Below are 18,600 nucleotides of genomic sequence, written 5' to 3' on the forward strand. Positions count from 1 at the left end.
AGGAAAAATTGCTTAGCTGACGAATCAAATTACAACTTACTAATTAACCGCCAACGTTCCGTAAACCGGGTTAAACGATTCCGCTATTTATATGACGCTTAATATTTCGAAACAGAATACGGTAAGACTCACCTTATTCAAGGGAAAAACGATGACCGTTATGTCGAAAACATCTAAGAGAAAGACCATGAGGCACTAATGCCTCTAATGGATATGTTTCTGTATCAAGTTGTATGCAATCCCCTTCTCAACACATGCCGAGGCAAAACGCCGGGGTGCATGACACAGGCCGGATACCTCCCGGGCGCTCAATAGGCTCCAACGCAACACACACCCTATTGAACCTCAGAGGACACCACCATGAACCGCAACACCCTCATCGCCAGCAGCCTGTTTGCCTTGCTCAACGTTGCCGCCTTTTCGGCCCAGGCCAGCCCCAAGCTGGATGTACAGCAGGTACTGTCGACCGTGGACGATGGAGGCGCGGCGTGTGGCGTGGTGAATGCGCGGATGACCTACCTGGATTCCCATGGGCAGAAGCGGGTGTTTGAGTACAAGAAATTTGCCGATTCGTGTAACGAAGGCAGCTAAAAGCTGAACGACAAAGCCTGTGGCAAGGGAGCTTGCTCCCGCTGGAGTGCGCAGCGCTCCCACTGTTTTGGGCCTGCTGCGCAGCCCAGCGGGAGCAAGCTCCCTCGCCACAAAATTTCATCTGAAGTTAAAAGGCATTAACCGCGAATACGGTGCTCGGTGAACTCATAATCCTCCTGGCAATCGTCGGTCGGGTCCGCCGCCACACCAGCCGTTCTCGGTTTGAATCGGCTGGGTTTGCTGCGCATCGCGGAAAAACGTGATGGTGAAGCGGCCGTCGGGCTTGAGGTTGTTGTTCCAGGACAGGAACTGGCACTTGCCGCTTTCTGCACGCAGGCCTTTCCAGTGATCCAGCGCATGGGAATGGCGGGGCTGGGGTGGCTGAAACGAGGCCGCGCAGAGAAAACCCGGTCGGTTGCAAAAATAGTCAGAATTCAGGGGTTTACAGATGCTTGCCAATCGCTATAATCGTCGCCCTAACACGCCGGTATAGCTCAGTTGGTAGAGCAACTGACTTGTAATCAGTAGGTCCCGGGTTCGACTCCTGGTGCCGGCACCATACAAAACGAAGCCCTCGCAGAAATGCGGGGGCTTTGTTGTTTCTGGGGTGTTCATATTCTGTCTACGCCTGGCGCCCCAACTGAACAAGCCGGTGAGCCTCCAGAAAGATCAATTCCTGTAGCGAAGTCCCGCCTTCAGCGTTTTATGCAGAATTATGGGTAGCCAATAATTATGGCGTATCCATAAAAAGAGCTAATTCATGAGCACATGCCGCTGCGGCCCCGAATTTTCGTACACCCATATCAGCTTGCCTCCCCATCCTCCACCCCGCTAACCTCCCCCAGTCGCTGCAAAATCAGCGGCCGGATGTGGAAGTCCGTACTATGGCTAAAGGCGCTCAAACGCCCATGAACACCTGCCGGCTTTTTTTTTCGCCTGTATTCTTGTGTTATGGCGGCTGTGTGCGGGGCACTTCGGTGCGCCGGGTTCCTTTAGCCCCGGTCTTCCACACCTGCGCACAGCTGCCACCCTCATGTGGAAGTGAGATTGGCAGTTCCTGAATCGCTAAAGGAGCTTCGCCATGTTCAAGGTCACACCCAACCCGCCTCAAGCCCCAATCGACGCCAAGCTTCATGCCGCCGCACAGCGGGCGATTGATCATTACTTGCACCCATCAGACGATGCAGAACCTGCGGCGCGTCCAGGCAGTAATCTGTTCTCCGTTTCGCCCGATGTGGATACCGAAACGCTGCTGGCCAATGCCGCAGAAACCCTCTCATCAGCCAACGAGATGGTCTCGAATCTGGCATTTGAGTTGGAAGGATCACAAAGGGCAGTGGCATTGGGGATTCAGCAACTGATTGAGTTGAGTTCAATGCTGGTAGATCGAGCGTTGGAACAAGTCGCGCCTGCAACCCGTTAATTTCGACAGGCCAACAAAAAACGCCCCGAACGATCACTGTCCGGGGCGTTTTTCGTTCAACCGCTTCGCTTAGTGCCCAGCACTCTGCCCACCGTCCACATGCAGAATTTCCCCGGTCACAAACCCAGCCGATTCCAGGTACACAATCGCCTGCGCAATATCCCGCGCTTCACCCATGTGCCCCACCGGATGCAGGCTGCCCAACGCCGCATGCGTCTCTTCCCCATGCATCGGCGTCTTGATAATCCCTGGGCTCACCGCGTTCACGCGAATCCCGCGCTTGGCGTATTCAATCGCCAGCGATTTGGTCGCCGAGTTCAGCCCGCCTTTGGTCAGCGAGGCCAGCACCGAAGGCACGCCATCAATCGCGTGGTCCACCAGGCTGGTGGTGATGTTGACGATGTGCCCGGCGCCCTGTTTCAGCATCTCGGTAATCGCCAGTTGGGTGATGTAGAAGAACCCGTTCAGGTTCACCGCCAACACGTTTACGTAGTCTTCGTGGGTGTAGCTGGTGAACGGTTTGGCAACGAAGATCCCGGCGTTGTTGATCAGGCTGTCGATGCGGCCAAAACGCGCTACGCCTTCGCGGATGACGCGCTCGGCGGTGGCCGGGTCGGCGATGTCGCCGGCCACGGTGAGGATGTCCGGATCCGTCGACGGTTTGATCGACCGGGAGGTGGCAACCACGCGGTAATCCAGCTCGCGGTAAGCCTTCACTGCAGCAGCGCCCAGGCCTTGGGATGCACCGGTGATCACAACGACTTTTTTCGAATTGCTCATGATGAAACCTCTATATGGAAAATGGGATGGTTCAAGCAGCCGCGGCGGACATTTCCCGCAGCATCTGTTCGTAGTAACTGACTGATTGCGACCCGGAGACCAACTGGCGGCCATTGAGGACCATGGCCGGTACGGAGTTGATGCCGTGCTCGCGGTAGAACGCTTCCAGCTCGCGCACTTCATTGGCGTAGGCGGTAGAGCCCAGCACCCGTCGTGCGCTTTCAATTTCCAGCCCGGCCTCGGCGGCCAGACGCGCCAGGATTTCGTGATCGCTGACGTTCTGGCCATCGCTGAAATACCCGCGCAACAGCGCCTTTTTCAGCTCGAGCTGGCGCCCTTGCTGCAACGCCCAAAACAGCAACCGATGGGCGTCGAAGGTGTTGTAGAAGTGGCTGCGCTTTTCCAGGTCGAAGGTGAAGCCGATGGCCGCGCCTCGCTCCATCAACATCCTTTTGCCGCTGGCAACTTCTTCAGCGCTGCGCCCGTATTTGCGCATCATGTGGGCAACGGCGTTTTCGCCTTCGGCCGGCATGTCGGGGTTGAGTTCGAAGGGTTTGAAGGTCAGTTCAACCGTCACTTCACCCGCCAGGTTGTCGATGGCTTGTTCCAGGGCGGTGGCGCCGAGGGCGCACCATGGGCACACCACGTCGGAGATGAAGTCGATGGTGACGGGCGTGCTCATGACGGATTTTCCGCGAGCTGTTTGCGGTACTGGGTGGTGGTGATGCCGGCGTAGCCCCAGTTATCGGTGTCGACTTCTTCGATGACGATGTGGGTCAGGTCGGGGCGTTTGTTGAGGACGCGTTCGAGGGTTTCGGTGATCTCGGCAATGACCTGGGCTTTCTGCTCCGAGGTAACGCCGTCGCGGGTGATACGTACGCTGACAAATGGCATGACAAGGCTCCAGTGACTTGCCCATCGACATGGTGGGCAGGCAGTGAGGCCAATTTAAGAGGTTGCCTGAGGTGGATAAAGGTGGGGCGGAGTACTTCATTAGTGATGCTATGTAATCAATCGAGACGTCCAGCGCTGCGTTTTTTTACTGCTCCCTGGAATAACCGCCCTCCCCGCGCGTCTTGCCTACAGGCTTAAGGCAGGCTGCAAACGCCTTGAGTGCTGGCCGATAACCCCTCACTTACGGACGTGCCCCACATGCTTAAATCCACAGTCAAAACCCTGTTGCTGCCTACACTGATGGCCGCCGCGATGCTCACCGGCCAGGCCTATGCCGCCACCCCGGCGCTATCGGACACCACCGTGGTGCTGGTGCACGGCGCCTTTGCCGATGGCTCCAGCTGGAACAAGGTGATTCCGTTGTTGCAGGCCAGAGGCTTGAAGGTGGTGGCGGTGCAAAACCCGCTGACGTCCCTGGCCGATGATGTGGCCGCCGCCCAGCGGGTGATTGATGCCCAGAGTGGGCGGGTGGTTCTGGTGGGCCATTCGTGGGCCGGCAGTGTGATCACACAGGGCGGCACCAGCGACAAGGTCAAGGCACTGGTTTATGTGGCCGCGTTCGCGCCGTCCGAGGGCCAGAGCTCTGCCGAGTCCGAGAAAGGCTACCCAACCCCGCCGGGTATCGAGACCATCAGTGCCGACGCTTCCGGCTACTTGTATTTGCCCGCCGCGTCCGTGGCGAAAAACTTCGCCCAGGACTTGCCTGCCGACCAGGCCAACCTGATTGCCGTGACCCAGGGGCCGATTCTGGGCAAGGCGTTCGACGATAAAATCACGGTCGCCGCCTGGAAAACCAAACCCAACTATTACATCGTCGCCGCCAAGGACCGCATGATCGACCCGGGCCTGGAGCAGGCCTACGCGAAGAAAATCAATGCCACCACCACCGTGGTGCAAACCAGCCATGTGCCGATGCTGTCGCAGCCGCAAAAGGTCGCAGATGTGATCATCGCAGCCGCCAGCAAGCGCTGATCGCAGGCATAAAAAAACCCCGAACCAGTCGGGGTTTTTTATCGCCTTGAATCAGGCGCGACGCCGAATCAATTAGAAAACGTTGATTGGGTAGTCGGCGAACAGGCGGATCTCGTTACCACCCACGTTGTAGTTGCTGGCGTTGTTGGAAACGCGCAACCACGACGCACGGGCACGCAGGCTCAGGTCTTTGGCCGGGCCGCTCTGTACTACGTATTTGAACTGGTTGAAGATTTCACGCTCGGTGCCACTGCCGCGGTTGGAACCGTCGTCAATGTTGGTGCCGCGCACGTAGGCGATGTTGTAGGTCAGGCCAGGCACGCCGAAGGCGCTGAAGTCCAGGCCGTAGCCTGCTTGCCAGGAGCGCTCGTCCTTGCCGTTGAAGTCAGACCAGTAGGAGTTGGCCAGCAGGATGGTGTTGCCACCGTCGCCGATGCCGCCAGCGTTGCGGTAGCCGCCGTACAGGTAACCGGTGTCACCGGTGCTGCGCTGGTGAGCCACGGTGAAGCTGTGCGGGCCAACGGCCCACGTGGCGCCCAGGCTCCAGATTTTGTTGTCGCGAGCGTCGGCGTCGCCTTGGTTTTCCAGGGCGAAGCTACGGTCGAGCTTGGTCTTGTAGCCGTTGAAGTCGAAGGTCAACGATTGCTTCTCTGGCAGGGCCAGCACGTAGTTGACGTTGACGTATTGCTTCTTCAGCACGTCCTGCATGTTGGAAGCGTAGAGCGCTGCCGACAGGCTTTCGGTGAATTTGTAGCTACCGCCGATGTAGTCGATGCTTTTCAGCGCGCCACTGTCGGAACCCTCGGCGCTCTTGCGAGCTTCCTTGGTGAAGTGACCAGCGTCCAGTTGCAGGCCGGCGATTTCCTTGGAGACAATCGAGGTACCGGTATAGGTTTCGGACAACAGGCGGGAGTTGTCGTATTCCAGGACCGGCACGGCTGGCATCTGATCACCGTACTTGATCACGGTGTTGGAGATGCGTGCCTTGACGGCAGCGCCGCCCTTGGCCAGGTCGTTGGCTGCTTCGCCGCTGTCGCCTTGCTTGAAGAAGTCGATACCGCCAGCGCCGCTGCGACCTTTACCACCATCCAGGCGAATGGCGTATTGGCCGATCACGTCCACACCCACACCAACGGTGCCTTGGGTGAAACCGGATTCGAACTTGCCGATGAAGCCCTGGCCCCATTCGGCTTTGTCTTGCTTGCCGTTTTTGTAGTCGCGGCTGATGTACGCGTTGCGTGCCGCGATGTTCAGGTGGCTGTCTTCAACAAAACCCTTCGATTGGGATTGGTCGTCAGCCATTGCTTGCGTAGCGCTCAAAATCCCCAGAGCGATCAGCCCCATCCGTTGCTTCAACATTTTCTTATATTCCTTATTGCTGGTTGAGTACGCGCTGTGACACCAGGCTCCGTGTTGCTTTTCTGGTGTCGACTTTCCCAGATAAAAAAAGGCCCGCGGACGACGTGAAATGCCGCGGGCCTTTTTTTATTGGGGAAGTCATGGCGGTTAGCCACAGGCGTTGGGGCGAATCCTATCCGCGCCCTTTACTGTGTGTCAATTTCGTGAATCTTCTGTATTTAGGCTAAAAAAGTCTAAGAAACATTAAATAGCCATCATTGCGCAAGGCTCTATCAAGCGCTTCCTGGATCTGCACACCCTTGCAGGCCACACATTGGTGCACTCGATTGGGTGGGTTGAATCGAAATTGCGACTCTTTGTCTCAGCCACTCAACGAAGGCTTCTGGCTTGCCCAACCAGGGGCTGATATCGAGCAATTGCAGTTGCCCATTCTGCTCCAGGGCCAGTGTGGGGAAGCCCTGGCCGCCGACTTTTGCCAGCCATTGGCGGCTGTCATTGATGTGCGCTTGAGTTGCTGCGCCAAGGATTTCACTGAAAGCGGCGGTGAAGGCTTGGGGATCCAAACCGATGGATTCGGCCAGGGTCAGCAGCACGTCCTTATCGGCAATTCGGCGACCTTCGACGTAGTGCGCCGTTTGCAGACGCGCCAATAATTCCAGCCCGCGACCGGCGATTTTTTCTGCGGCCAGCACGGCGCTGGTCGGCGGGGCTGAGTCGAACACCGCACCGTGGTCCCGCAACAAACCTTCGAAATACGCTTCGCCAAACGGTTGCCCGGTGTACTCGGCGATGCGCCGGTCGTGGGGCATTACGTAGTCACGCAACTGCGGCGATACGGATTGGCGATTCGCGCCGGTCATCATGCCGCCGCCATGCAACTGGATCGATAACACGCTCCGGGCGGCGCTCAGCAGCGGCTCGGCGCCGTAACACCAGCCGCACAGCGGGTCGTAAATGTAGTGAAGTGTGGCTGCCGACATGACGGGCTCCGATGGATGTTGATGACCGGCAGATTAGTCTTACGCACAATTGGGAAAAACCCCGGATCGGCTTTCAGACTGTTTCGAGAATCGGTCGAATACCCTTGAAAAACATACGCCGTAACATTTTTCAGAAAGGTCCGCCTAGGAATAGATAACCTGCGCAAATAGTAAGCATTACCATTAACGCACTTTTATTCTGCCAACCTTTTTGGATACACACCCCGATGCCTGCCCTTCGCCTGACGCCCATGACCCTTGGGCTCTCTGTCCTGCTGTCTGCCGGATTTACCTGCGCTGCCACTGTCCTGCCGGAAACCTCCGTGAGCGCCGAAGCTGACGAGGACGACCCGCGCGTCAAGGAAACCAGCACCGCCACTCGCACGGCCACACCCGTGCGTTATGTGCCCCAGGCCATCGACTCGGTAAAAACCGACAACCTGCGTTCCTACGGCACCAATGACCTGGGCCAGGCCTTGAGCGGTATACCCAACGTCAGCAGCGGCGCCGACACACGGTTCGACAGCCTGCGCATCCGCGGCTTCGACGCCAGCAACGACTTCTACCTGGACGGTGTTCGCGACGACAGCCAATACGTGCGCGACCTGCACAACATCGAACGCATCGAAGTACTCAAGGGCCCGGCAGCCGTGTTGTACGGCCGCGGCGGCCAGGGCGGCATCGTCAACCGTGTGAGCAAGCTGCCCCAGGCCGGTCGCGCCTCCAGCATCGAGGCCCAGGGCGGCAGCAATGATTTGCGCAGCCTGTACGCCGACCTCAGCACCGACCCCACCGATACCATCAGCCTGCGCCTGAACATGGGCAACCAGGACAACAACAGTTTCCGCGACGGCGTCAGCGGTAATCGCCAACTGTTTGCGCCGTCCATGAGCTGGCAACTGAGCCCCGACCTGAACTGGCTGGTGCAGTACGAATACAGCCGCTACAACCGCACGCCGGACCGGGGCATTCCCGGGGTCAATGGGCGGCCGGCGGATGTCAGCCGCGGCACCACTTATGGTGACAAGCGCGATTACATCGACGACACGTCACAATCCCTGCGTTCGCGGCTTGCCTATGAGCTGAACGACAGTTGGCAACTGCGCCATACGTTGGGCGTGTTCACCCTGGACAGCGACTTCGATAACACTTACGCCGTCAGCTACGACCCAAAAACCGGCAAGGTCGGGCGCCAGCGCTGGCAGCAGGACTTGACCACCCGCAACATCCTCAACAACGTCGAACTGGAAGGCGGCTTCACCACCTTTGGCCTGGAGCATCGCTTGCTCACCGGAGTGGAATTGGGCAACCAGCGCCGTGACCCGAAACTCTATCGAGCGCCGCTCGCCGCCGTGCCGAGCGTGGATGTGTACGACCCCAACCCGGACCTGCGCCACTACGGTCGCCTGCCGGCATTCAGCAGCAGTCACACCGAAGCGCAAAGCCAGGGCCTGTATGTGCAGGACCAACTGCGCCTGAACGATCAATGGCAACTGCTCGCCGGTTTGCGCTATGACCGCTTTGATGTGGAGTCCACCAACAAGCTGACCAACGCCTCGGAACAGGTCGTGAGCCACAGCACCAGCCCGCGCGTGGGCCTGGTCTGGACGCCGCTGGAACACCATTCGTTCTATGCCTCGTGGAGCAAGACGTTCTCGCCGACCGGCGGCGGCCTGATCGGCATCACACCCAATGCCACGGGCAACGCCAACGACCTGAGCCCTGAGCTGACCAAACAGAAGGAAATCGGGGTCAAGAGCGACTGGCTCGACGACCGCCTGAGCACCACCCTGGCGGTGTATGAACTGGAGCTCTACAACCGCCGCACCCGCGACCCGCTGGACCCGACCATCACCCTGCTCAGCGGCGAGCAGCGTTCCCGTGGCGTGGAGTTGACCGCTACCGGCAAGATCGTCGGCAACTGGTACGTGCGTGGTGGCGTCGGCCTGCAGGACGCCACGGTGGTGAAAGACAACAATGGCTTTGAAGGCAAGCGCATCAGCGACGTGGCCAAGCGCAACGCGAGCCTGTTCGTCACCTGGAAACCGGAGATGGGCTGGTACGCGGAAACCGGGCTGACGCTGGTGGGTGAGCGTTATGCGGATAACGCCAACACGGTGGCGTTGCCGGGTTATGGGCGCTGGGACGCACTGGCCGGGTTCCGGCAGAAGGAATGGGATGTGCGGGCGGCGCTGAACAATATCAGCGACAAGACATACTACGCGTCAGCGACGAGTGCGGCGCAGATTCAGTTCGGCGACCCGCGCAGTCTGGTGGTGACCGGAACCTACAGTTTCTAACAGGCTTGCGTGGCGAGGGAGCTTGCTCCCGCTGGGGTGCGAAGCGCCCCCAAAATAGGCGACTGTGTTTTTTCAGATAGAACTCGATGATCTGTTTTGGGGCTGCTGCGCAGCCCAGCGGGAGCAAGCTCCCTCACCACAAGGTCCAGTGCAACATTGAAAACAACCGTCAGCCTTGCATCAATTCACACAACGCCTGCACCTCGTCCTCGCTGAACAGCCCCGCCGGGTACCGTTCGCTCATCACCCGGCGCGGGTCGGGCGTCCTGATCTGCCGCGAACCGTTTGCCTTCAACCAGAGCGCCAGCGCGTGGATCGCGTCACCGTTCACCCGCAAAGGGTGGAACGTGCGCGTGTACATCAGGTTGATATCGGCATTCATTTCAGCGCTCTCTCCGACGGCATGAGCGGCTAACTTACTCAAGGTTTATGACAGAACCGCTTAGTCATACACCGTGCTGTGTGTCGCAACAGCGATACAAGAGCTATGCCAATGTGCCCGGTTTGTCGGCACTTGCACACAAAAAAGCCCGCGAACCTGACGGGCCGCGGGCTTGCTGTAAGCGCGCAAAACATGGCGCACTCGATTGCCGTTAAACCCGGCACCAGGCTGTTACAAGTGCACTCAGTTTTTGTGCGGGGCCGGCTGTTGCTGGGTCAGACAGTGGATGTTGCCACCCCCCAGTAACAGTTCGCGGCCAGGCACCATCACCACTTCATGCTGCGGGAACAGGCTCTGCAGAATCTCCTTGGCGCGGCTGTCCAGCGGGTCGTCGAAGCTCGGCGCGATGATGCCGCCGTTGACGATCAGGAAGTTGACGTAGGAACCGGCCAACCGCACGGTGGGATTGCGCTCCTGGGTGCCGTCTACCGGGTCCACGCCTGCGCATTCTTCCTCGGTGGCGTACAGCGGCCCCGGGATCGGCATTTTATGCACTGTGAACGAGCGGCCCTGGGCGTCGGTGCTGCTTTGCAGTACGTCCATGGCGGCATGGCAGCGCGCATAGTTCGGGTCTTGCGGGTCGTCGGTCCAGGCCAGCAACACTTCGCCCGGGCGTACGTAGCAGCAGAAGTTATCCACATGCCCGTCGGTTTCGTCGTTGAACAGGCCATCCGGCAACCAGATGATCTTATCCACCGCCAGGTTGGCGCTGAGCACCGCTTCGATTTCCTCACGCTGCAGGTGCGGGTTGCGGTTGCGGTTAAGCAGGCATTCTTCAGTGGTGATCAGGGTGCCTTCGCCGTCGACGTGGATCGAACCGCCTTCCAGCACAAACCCTTCGGTGCGATAACGCGGGCTGCGCTCGATCTCGAGGATCTTGCCGCCCACCTGGGAGTCGCGGTTCCACGGCGAGTACAAGCCACCATCAAAACCGCCCCAGGCGTTGAAGTCCCAGTTCACACCGCGCACTTCACCGCTGTTGTTGATCACGAAGGTCGGCCCGGTATCGCGGACCCAGGCGTCGTCGCTGGACATTTCCACCAGGCGAATATTCGGCACGTCCAGGCGCGCCCGGGCGTTTTCGTACTGGCCGGCTGAGACCGCCACGGTCACCGGTTCAAAACGTGCGATGGCCTTGGCCACCGCCACATGGGCGGCCTGCGCCGGCTTGCCGCCCAGGCGCCAGTTGTCCGGGCGCTCGGGCCAGATCATCCAGGTTTGGGTCTGTGGCGCCCATTCGGCAGGCATGTAGAAGCCGTCGGCGCGGGGGGTGCTGTGCAAAGTGGTCATGGCGATTCAGGACTCCAGGGAACCGTCGAGGGTTTTAAGCGCACCATACAGGTTCGGACGGCGGTCGCGGAACGAACCCCAGGCGCTGCGAATGTGTTCAAGTTCATCGAGATCGAAGCGGTGCACCAGGATGCCTTCTTCGGTTTCGTTGAGTTCTTCTACTTTCTCGCCGAACTGATTGGCAATGAAGGACGAGCCGTAGAAAGTGATGTCGTAGCCGTCTTGCTCCTCGTTACCGATGCGGTTGCTGGCGATCACCGGCATCAGGTTGGCGCCGGCATGGCCTTGCTGTACCCGCTGCCAGTGGTCACGGGACGAAATTGTCTTGTCGTGGGGCTCGCTGCCGATGGCGGTCGGGTAGAACAGGATTTCCGCGCCTTGCAGCGCCATGCTGCGGGCGGCTTCCGGGAACCACTGGTCCCAGCAGATGCCCACGCCGATCTTCGCATAGCGGGTGTTCCACACCTTGAAGCCGGTGTCGCCGGGGTTGAAGTAATACTTTTCATGGTAGCCCGGGCCGTCCGGGATGTGGCTTTTCCGATAAATCCCGAGGTTGGAGCCGTCCGCGTCGATGATCGCAATGCTGTTGAAACGCGCGCGGCCGGCCAGTTCATAGAAACTGATGGGCAACACCACCTGCAGTTCCCGGGCGACCTTCTGGAAGTGCTTGATCGCGACGTTATCTTCAACCGTGGTCGCCAGTTGCAGGTAGTCCGGGTTCGGCTTCTGGCAGAAGTACGGGGCCTCGAACAGTTCCTGGATCAGGATGATCTGCGCGCCCTTGGCGGCGGCCTCACGCACCAGCCTTTCAGCGGTTTCGAGATTGGCATCAAGGTCCCAGGAACAAGCCATCTGGGTCGCGGCAACGGTAACGATACGGCTCATGAATCATCTCCTCGGCGGCGGGCAAGTGGACGCCTTTATAGCGGATAAAAATCGGCTTTTGAAGCTAATAAATATCCGCTCATCGAAAAATGATCAAATTTTACCGATAACAATCGAGTTTATTGTTACAAGCCTTCCTCCAGAACCTTCGCCAGCATGTCGACGAAGAAATCCACACTGTGCCGTGAGGTGACCATCGGCGGCTTGATCTTGAGGATGTTCAGGTGGTCGCCGGTGGGCTGCATGAAGATCCCCAATTCCCGCAGCCGGTCACACAGCAGCGCAGTCTCTTCGGTGGCCGGTTCCAGGGTCTGTCGATCGCGGACCAATTCCAGCCCCAGGTAAAACCCGGAACCATGCACTGCGCCCACCAATGGATACTGCTCGACCAGCGCCTCCAACCGCGCCTTGAAGTGTCCGCCCACCTCCTGGGCGTTTTCCCACAGCTTTTCTTCCTCCATCACATCCAGCACCGCCATGCCGATCCGGCAACTCACCGGGCTGCCTCCCGATGAGGAGAAGAAGTAACCCTCGGCCTCCAGCGCCTCGGCGATTTCCCGGCGGGTGATCACCGCGCCCAACGGCTGGCCATTGCCCATGCCCTTGGCCATGGTGATGATGTCCGGCACCACGCCCTGCTCTTCAAAGCCCCAGAAGAAATGCCCCATGCGGCCGTAGCCCACCTGCACTTCGTCGGCGATGCACACGCCGCCCTGCTCACGAACCAGCGCGTACACCTGCTGCAAATAACCGGGCGGCAAGGAAATCCCGCCGGCATTGCCATACACCGGCTCGCAAATGAAACCCGCCAGTTGGCGATTCTGCGCGGCGATTTTCGCCAGGTTGTGTTCCACGCTGCGTACGTAGTCGGGGGCGCTGTCCTGCCCGCGAAACTCGCCGCGATAGGTATTCGGCGCGGTCACCGGGTGCACCCAGTCCGGGCGGCTGCTCAAGGCCTGGGGGTTGTCGGCAATCGAAGTCGACACCGCATCCGCCGCCACCGACCAGCCGTGGTACGCCTCCAGCACGCTGAGCATGTCGCGCCCGCCGCTGTAGGCCCAGGCCAGGCGAATCGCCAGGTCGTTGGCCTCGGTGCCGCTGTTGACCAGGAACACCCGGTCCATGGAGTCCGGCGCCAGCGCCAGCAAACGCTCGGAGAATTCGGCAATCGCCGCATAGTGGAAGCGCGAGTTGGTGTTGAGCAGCGACCATTGCCGCGCCGCCACCTCGGCCATGCGCGGGTGACCGTGGCCGAGGACGGCGACGTTGTTGAGCATGTCGAGGTAGGAACGGCCCTGCATGTCGATCAAATGGTTGCGCCAGCCGCGCTCGATGCGCGGCGGGTCGACGTAATAGTGCTTCTGCGAGCGGGCGAAGCTGGCGTCCCGACGCGCCAGCAGGGCTTCGGGGTCCAGCTCCGGCTCGGCGTCGCAGGCCAGCCCCAGCAAGGTGGCCGGGGATGGGCAGAGCATTTGCCATGCCGCCGCCCGGGAAGGCGTGCAGAACAGCGGCGGCTCAAGCTCGGCGCGGCACAGTTGTACTGTCAGCGGCGCGACCACGTCGCCGATTACCTGGCCTTTTACCACTGCGGCGCCGCGCTTCAACAAGGCGTTCACGCCCCACAACCGAACACTCAACTGGGCGCTATGCAGGCTCAGCAGGCCATCGGCGCCATGGCGCAAGGTGCCGGCGAACGGTGCTTCCACCGTGGCGCCCAAGGGCATGTGCAGTTCTACGTGAAGCGCGAAGGTGTCCGGCTCCACGGCACTGTCGGGTTGGGTGCGGGACAGACGGTATTGACCATAACGACTGGCTGCCAGGCCATGGACCACGGCCGCTTGTTCCAGCAATCGGCGATCAATGCCCTCCTGCTCCCAGTTACCGGCCTCGAAATGCGGGCTGAGCACGCCCAGATCGATCAACGCGAATTCACGCCCAACGAGCCCCGGCAACAAAGGCGCGAAGCCTTCACCGACAATCGGCGGCAATTCGGCACCGACGCAGTTCAGGATCGCCGCCTCCATCAATTCAAAGGGCACCGAGGTGGCTACGTGGAAAATTTCCCACTCATGCTCGGCATTCTTCAACAGGTACGCGTTATCCGGGTCCAGGCGTTGCTGCTGTTCGCTGCTCAGCACCAACACCGCGGCCCGCGCGACGATCAGCGGCCATAGCACCTGCAACTCTTCGCGCTGCAACGGCGTGATCCGGTGGCACGCCTGGATCGCCGGCAGGATCGCGAACGGATCACCCTCGGCATGATGCAGCAGCGCCGCGCAGGTCACCGACAGGTCGGCAATGCGCCAGGTGCGCACCAGGTCGCCAAAATCGATCACGCCTTCAATCTGCCAATGCCGCTGGGCATCACGCTGCCAGACCACGTTGTCATCGGTGATGTCCATGTGCACGGCTTGCCAGGGCAGGCGGTCGGCCAACGGCCGCAGACGCTGCCCGACCTGCTCCACCACGCGCTCCAGCCCGGCCCGATGCGGGAGGTTTTCGAGGGTCGACAGCAAATGAGTGATCAGCTCAAGGGCATGGCGTGGGTCCCATTGCAGGGTACGTTCCAGGCCCGGATGCTCGAAGTCGGCCAGCGCCTGGCTCATCCGCCCGCAGAGTTCGCCGAAGCCTGCGATCACCTCGCGCCCCAGATGGGGCAGATGGGTCAGCGGCTGGCCGTCGATGTAGTCCAGCAACCGCAGGTGCACGGTTTGCCCGGCGACGGTCTCGGTCAGCAGTTCTTCGCCAGCAAGCGACGAGATCACCTTGGGCACCCGTACATCCGAATGTTCCTGCAGATGCTTGAGGGCTGCGTGCTGGGCCTGCAGCTCGACGGCGGCGTAGTCGCCCCGGCAGATTTTCAGCACAAAGCGGCCACGCTCGCTGTCGATACGGTAATTGAGGTCTTGCTGGCTGCCGAGGGACTGCAACGCCCCACCCAGGCCGTAATGCTGCTCAAGTAGCTGCGTCGCAGGCACAGGCCCGACTTGCGGGCATGGCAGGCTGGCGCGATGAATCAACGTGGCGAGCAACATGTGAAGACCCCTGGTGTTTTTATCAGGCGCCTATATCGCCATTGTTGAAGGGGGTTACGCAACCCCTGCAAATACGGTGTTTCGGCACGCAAATTGCCATCGGGCCTTGCACCGTCTCGCGCCACAACTCAAGCTATGCTCCATTCGCTTAATGTCCGTCTAAGGAAAAGGGCTTCCGACATGCGCATTCTCATCACCGGCGGCGCCGGATTCATTGGTTCCGCTCTGATCCGGCACCTGATTCAACACACCGAGCACGAAGTGCTCAACCTGGACAAACTGACCTACGCAGGCAACCTCGAGTCGCTGACCAGCATCGCCAGCGATAGCCGTTATGAGTTCGTCCAGGCCGACATCATCGACCAGGCCACCGTCAGCGCCATACTGACGCGCTTTGAGCCCCACGCGATCATGCACCTGGCGGCCGAGTCCCATGTGGACCGTTCCATCGACGGCCCGTCGGATTTTATCCAGACCAATATCGTCGGCACCTACAGCCTGCTGGAGGCCGCACGCGGTTATTGGCAGAAGCTGGAAGAACCGGCCAAGAGTGCCTTCCGCTTCCACCACATCTCCACCGATGAAGTGTATGGCGACCTGCACGGCGTCGATGACCTGTTCACCGAAACCACGCCCTACGCCCCAAGCTCGCCGTACTCGGCCAGCAAGGCCGCGTCCGATCACCTGGTACGCGCCTGGCAGCGCACTTACGGCCTGCCGGTGCTGTTGACCAATTGCTCGAACAACTACGGGCCGTTCCACTTTCCCGAGAAGCTGATTCCGCTGGTGATCCTCAACGCCCTCGCAGGTAAACCATTGCCGGTGTACGGCGACGGCCTGCAAGTGCGCGACTGGCTGTTCGTCGAAGACCACGCCCGCGCGCTGTTCAAAGTGGTGACTGAAGGTGTGGTAGGCGAGACCTACAACATCGGCGGCCATAACGAGCAGAAGAATATCGACGTAGTGCGCAGCATCTGCGGCCTGCTGGAAGAACTGGCACCACAACGCCCGGCGGGCGTGGAGAAATTCACTGACCTGATCACTTTCGTCAAGGATCGCCCGGGCCACGACCAGCGCTATGCGATCGACGCCAGCAAGATCGAACGCGAGCTGGGCTGGGTTCCGCAGGAAACCTTTGAAACCGGCCTGCGCAAAACCGTGCAGTGGTACCTCGATAACCTGGAATGGTGCCGCAGGGTCCAGGACGGCAGTTATCAAGGCGAACGACTGGGCAACACCGACTTTAAGGATCTGATCGCATGATGAAGGGAATCGTACTGGCCGGTGGCTCCGGCACGCGTTTACACCCCATTACCCTGGGCGTTTCCAAGCAACTGTTGCCGGTGTATGACAAGCCGATGATCTACTACCCGATCTCGGTGCTGATGCTGGCCGGGATCAAGGAAATCCTGGTGATCTCCACCCCGGTAGACCTGCCGCAATACCGCAACCTGTTGGGCGATGGCAGCCAGTTTGGCGTGCGTTTTACCTACGCCGAACAACCGTCGCCGGACGGCCTGGCACAAGCGTTCTTGATTGGCGAAGAGTTCATCGGCGATGATCCGGTGTGCCTGATCCTGGGCGACAACATCTTCCACGGCCAGCATTTCGGCGACCAACTGCGCACTGCTGCAGAGCGCCCATCTGGTGCCACGGTGTTCGGTTACTGGGTGAAGGACCCGGAGCGTTTCGGCGTGATCGATTTCGACAGCGAAGGCCGCGCACTTTCCATTGAGGAAAAACCCGCCAAGCCAAAGTCGAGCTACGCGGTGACCGGCCTGTATTTCTACGACAACGACGTGATCAAGATCGCCAAGGCGGTCAAGCCATCGCCGCGCGGCGAATTGGAAATCACCGACGTCAACAACGCCTACCTCCAGCGCGGCGACCTGCACGTAGAACGCTTCGGCCGTGGCTTTGCCTGGCTGGACACCGGGACCCACGACAGCCTGCTGGAAGCCTCGACGTACGTTCAGACCATCGAACACCGCCAAGGCCTGAAAGTGGCGTGCCTGGAAGAAATCGCTTACGAGAACGGCTGGATCGACCGTGATCATTTACTGGAACGGGCCAAATATTTTGGCAAAACCGGCTATGGTCAGTACTTGTTCACTCTCGCTGGGGAAACTAAATGAATGTAACCGCCACTGAACTGCCCGGTGTATTGATCATCGAGCCGAAGGTTTTTGGCGATGAGCGCGGCTTTTTTTATGAAAGTTTCAACGCCCGGGCTTTCGCCCAGGCGACCGGTTTGCAACAAGAGTTTGTGCAGGACAACCATTCGCGCTCTCAAAAGGGTGTGCTGCGTGGCCTGCATTACCAAGTGGAACACGCTCAAGGCAAGCTGGTGCGTGTAACCGCCGGTGAAGTGCTGGACGTGGCGGTGGATATCCGTCGCGGCTCACCACTTTTCGGCAAATGGGCCAGCGTGCATTTATCCGCGGAGAATAATCGCCAGCTGTGGATTCCACCGGGATTTGCACATGGTTTTGTGGTGCTCAGCGACTACGCCGAGTTCCTCTACAAAACCACGGATTACTACACGCCCTCGGCAGAACGCTGCATTCGCTGGGACGATCCGGACCTCAACATCAACTGGCAACTGACCGGCACGCCAACCTTGTCCGCCAAGGACCAGAACGGTAAAAGCCTGAAAGAAGCCGACCTGTTCCCATGAACAGCCCGTTGAAAATCCTCATCAGCGGCCAACACGGCCAGGTCTCCCGGGAGCTGCAACAGCGCCTCCAGGGCCTGGGCGAGTTGGTCGTGTTGGGCCGCGACCAGCTTGACCTGACCCGTCCCGAGCAGGTCCGCGACCAAGTACGCGCCCATCGCCCGGGCCTGATCATCAACGCAGCCGCCCATACGGCCGTCGATCAAGCCGAGAGCGAGCCGGACGTGGCCTTCGCCATCAACGCCACCGCGCCCGGGATTTTCGCCGAGGAAGCCGAGGCACTGGGCATTCCGCTGATTCACTATTCCACCGACTACGTGTTCGACGGCAGCAAGGCCGCCCCCTACAACGAGGACGACGCAACCAACCCGCTGGGCGTCTATGGCGCAAGCAAGCTGGCGGGCGAACAGGCGATCGCGGCCGTCGGCGGTGAACACCTGATCCTGCGCACCAGCTGGGTCTACTCGACCCACGGCAAGAACTTCCTGCTGACCATGCAACGCCTGCTGCAGGAAAAACCGCAGATGCGCATCGTCGCCGACCAGATCGGCGCGCCGACCTGGGCCGGGACCATCGCCAACAGCACCCGTGCACTGATCGAGCGCTGGCAGGCGGGCCAGGCCGGTGATTGGGGTGTCTACCACCTGACGGCCCAGGGCGAGACCTCGTGGTTCGGCTTTGCCCAGGCCATCGGCGAGCAACTACGGGCCAACGGTCGTGCCTGCGCCGAGCTGGAAGCGATTCCCTCCAGCGCCTATCCAACGCCGGCCAGGCGCCCGCTGAACTCGCGCCTCGATTGCAGCCGCCTGCAACAGCAATGGCATGTCTCGCAACCGCAGTGGCATGACGCATTGCGCGAGTGTCTTGCCGAGCAGCACTAGGCATAATGCGCCTGTACCCACAGGCGCATGACTC

Annotated in this window: 18 protein-coding genes and 1 tRNA gene; 10 read left to right on the forward strand and 9 right to left on the reverse strand. The window is 60.0% G+C overall.

Annotated features, from left to right (window positions below; genetic code table 11):
• Nucleotides 1-360: 360 nt before the first annotated feature.
• The 4 genes from ACW9I6_RS07805 (at nucleotide 361) to ACW9I6_RS07820 (ending at nucleotide 2,014) form a co-directional block, all read left to right on the forward strand.
• Nucleotides 361-591: a DUF2790 domain-containing protein gene (locus ACW9I6_RS07805; protein WP_003218078.1), complete on the forward strand. Its 231-nt coding sequence runs from the start codon at nucleotides 361-363 to the stop codon at nucleotides 589-591.
• A 237-nt stretch (nucleotides 592-828) separates the two neighbouring features.
• The gene (locus tag ACW9I6_RS07810) at nucleotides 829-1,059 is read left to right on the forward strand and encodes a hypothetical protein (protein WP_457339129.1); all 231 of its coding nucleotides are present in this window, start codon (nucleotides 829-831) and stop codon (nucleotides 1,057-1,059) included.
• Nucleotides 1,060-1,074: 15 nt separating this feature from the next.
• A tRNA-Thr gene (locus ACW9I6_RS07815) sits at nucleotides 1,075-1,150 on the forward strand.
• A 522-nt stretch (nucleotides 1,151-1,672) separates the two neighbouring features.
• A complete protein-coding gene (locus tag ACW9I6_RS07820) occupies nucleotides 1,673-2,014 on the forward strand; it encodes a DUF6124 family protein (protein WP_003218106.1) in 342 nt (113 codons plus the stop codon).
• A 69-nt stretch (nucleotides 2,015-2,083) separates the two neighbouring features.
• Here ACW9I6_RS07820 and ACW9I6_RS07825 read toward each other — a convergent pair whose 3' ends face one another.
• Genes ACW9I6_RS07825 through ACW9I6_RS07835 form a run of 3 tightly spaced genes read right to left on the reverse strand, consistent with a single transcriptional unit; the run spans nucleotide 2,084 to nucleotide 3,688 of the window.
• On the reverse strand, nucleotides 2,084-2,794 hold the full coding sequence (locus tag ACW9I6_RS07825) for an SDR family NAD(P)-dependent oxidoreductase (protein ID WP_003218108.1): 711 nt from the start codon (nucleotides 2,792-2,794) through the stop codon (nucleotides 2,084-2,086).
• 31 nt (nucleotides 2,795-2,825) lie between these two features.
• The gene (locus tag ACW9I6_RS07830; protein ID WP_457339130.1) at nucleotides 2,826-3,476 is read right to left on the reverse strand and encodes a DsbA family oxidoreductase; all 651 of its coding nucleotides are present in this window, start codon (nucleotides 3,474-3,476) and stop codon (nucleotides 2,826-2,828) included.
• A complete protein-coding gene (locus ACW9I6_RS07835; RefSeq protein ID WP_003218111.1) occupies nucleotides 3,473-3,688 on the reverse strand; it encodes a tautomerase family protein in 216 nt (71 codons plus the stop codon). The genes ACW9I6_RS07830 and ACW9I6_RS07835 overlap by 4 nt, the downstream gene beginning before the upstream one ends.
• Before the next feature lie 258 nt (nucleotides 3,689-3,946).
• Between ACW9I6_RS07835 and ACW9I6_RS07840 the strand changes: the two genes are divergently transcribed.
• Nucleotides 3,947-4,720, forward strand: a complete 774-nt coding sequence (locus tag ACW9I6_RS07840) for an alpha/beta fold hydrolase (RefSeq protein WP_177009290.1) — start codon at nucleotides 3,947-3,949, stop codon at nucleotides 4,718-4,720.
• A 72-nt stretch (nucleotides 4,721-4,792) separates the two neighbouring features.
• Here ACW9I6_RS07840 and ACW9I6_RS07845 read toward each other — a convergent pair whose 3' ends face one another.
• Both ACW9I6_RS07845 and ACW9I6_RS07850 read right to left on the reverse strand, forming a co-directional pair.
• On the reverse strand, nucleotides 4,793-6,079 hold the full coding sequence (locus ACW9I6_RS07845) for an OprD family porin (protein WP_003218115.1): 1,287 nt from the start codon (nucleotides 6,077-6,079) through the stop codon (nucleotides 4,793-4,795).
• A gap of 272 nt (nucleotides 6,080-6,351) precedes the next feature.
• Complete coding sequence (locus ACW9I6_RS07850; protein WP_102367902.1) at nucleotides 6,352-7,059, reverse strand: DsbA family protein; 708 nt, start codon at nucleotides 7,057-7,059, stop codon at nucleotides 6,352-6,354.
• A gap of 227 nt (nucleotides 7,060-7,286) precedes the next feature.
• On the opposite strand from ACW9I6_RS07850, the gene ACW9I6_RS07855 reads away from it, so the two are divergent.
• A complete protein-coding gene (locus ACW9I6_RS07855) occupies nucleotides 7,287-9,359 on the forward strand; it encodes a TonB-dependent receptor (protein ID WP_457339131.1) in 2,073 nt (690 codons plus the stop codon).
• A gap of 169 nt (nucleotides 9,360-9,528) precedes the next feature.
• Here ACW9I6_RS07855 and ACW9I6_RS07860 read toward each other — a convergent pair whose 3' ends face one another.
• From ACW9I6_RS07860 to ACW9I6_RS07875, 4 genes are all read right to left on the reverse strand, one after another.
• The gene (locus ACW9I6_RS07860) at nucleotides 9,529-9,741 is read right to left on the reverse strand and encodes a hypothetical protein (protein ID WP_003213240.1); all 213 of its coding nucleotides are present in this window, start codon (nucleotides 9,739-9,741) and stop codon (nucleotides 9,529-9,531) included.
• A gap of 243 nt (nucleotides 9,742-9,984) precedes the next feature.
• Nucleotides 9,985-11,091, reverse strand: a complete 1,107-nt coding sequence (gene aguA / locus ACW9I6_RS07865) for an agmatine deiminase (protein WP_102604451.1) — start codon at nucleotides 11,089-11,091, stop codon at nucleotides 9,985-9,987.
• Nucleotides 11,092-11,097: 6 nt separating this feature from the next.
• Complete coding sequence (aguB, locus tag ACW9I6_RS07870; protein WP_301048807.1) at nucleotides 11,098-11,976, reverse strand: N-carbamoylputrescine amidase; 879 nt, start codon at nucleotides 11,974-11,976, stop codon at nucleotides 11,098-11,100.
• A gap of 125 nt (nucleotides 11,977-12,101) precedes the next feature.
• Nucleotides 12,102-15,011 (reverse strand): aminotransferase, encoded by a 2,910-nt coding sequence (locus tag ACW9I6_RS07875; protein ID WP_457339132.1) that lies wholly within the window; start codon nucleotides 15,009-15,011, stop codon nucleotides 12,102-12,104.
• Nucleotides 15,012-15,191: 180 nt separating this feature from the next.
• On the opposite strand from ACW9I6_RS07875, the gene rfbB reads away from it, so the two are divergent.
• Genes rfbB through rfbD form a run of 4 tightly spaced genes read left to right on the forward strand, consistent with a single transcriptional unit; the run spans nucleotide 15,192 to nucleotide 18,566 of the window.
• Nucleotides 15,192-16,274, forward strand: coding sequence for a dTDP-glucose 4,6-dehydratase (gene rfbB / locus ACW9I6_RS07880; protein ID WP_457339133.1), 1,083 nt, complete (start codon nucleotides 15,192-15,194; stop codon nucleotides 16,272-16,274).
• On the forward strand, nucleotides 16,271-17,146 hold the full coding sequence (gene rfbA, locus ACW9I6_RS07885) for a glucose-1-phosphate thymidylyltransferase RfbA (RefSeq protein ID WP_029615811.1): 876 nt from the start codon (nucleotides 16,271-16,273) through the stop codon (nucleotides 17,144-17,146). Before rfbB ends, rfbA begins: the two co-directional genes overlap by 4 nt.
• Nucleotides 17,143-17,688, forward strand: coding sequence for a dTDP-4-dehydrorhamnose 3,5-epimerase (rfbC, locus tag ACW9I6_RS07890; protein WP_003213229.1), 546 nt, complete (start codon nucleotides 17,143-17,145; stop codon nucleotides 17,686-17,688). The genes rfbA and rfbC overlap by 4 nt, the downstream gene beginning before the upstream one ends.
• On the forward strand, nucleotides 17,685-18,566 hold the full coding sequence (rfbD, locus tag ACW9I6_RS07895) for a dTDP-4-dehydrorhamnose reductase (protein WP_457339134.1): 882 nt from the start codon (nucleotides 17,685-17,687) through the stop codon (nucleotides 18,564-18,566). The genes rfbC and rfbD overlap by 4 nt, the downstream gene beginning before the upstream one ends.
• The last annotated feature ends 34 nt before the right edge of the window (nucleotides 18,567-18,600 follow it).

It is taken from the genome of Pseudomonas sp. SDO5522_S412 (genome assembly GCF_054071215.1).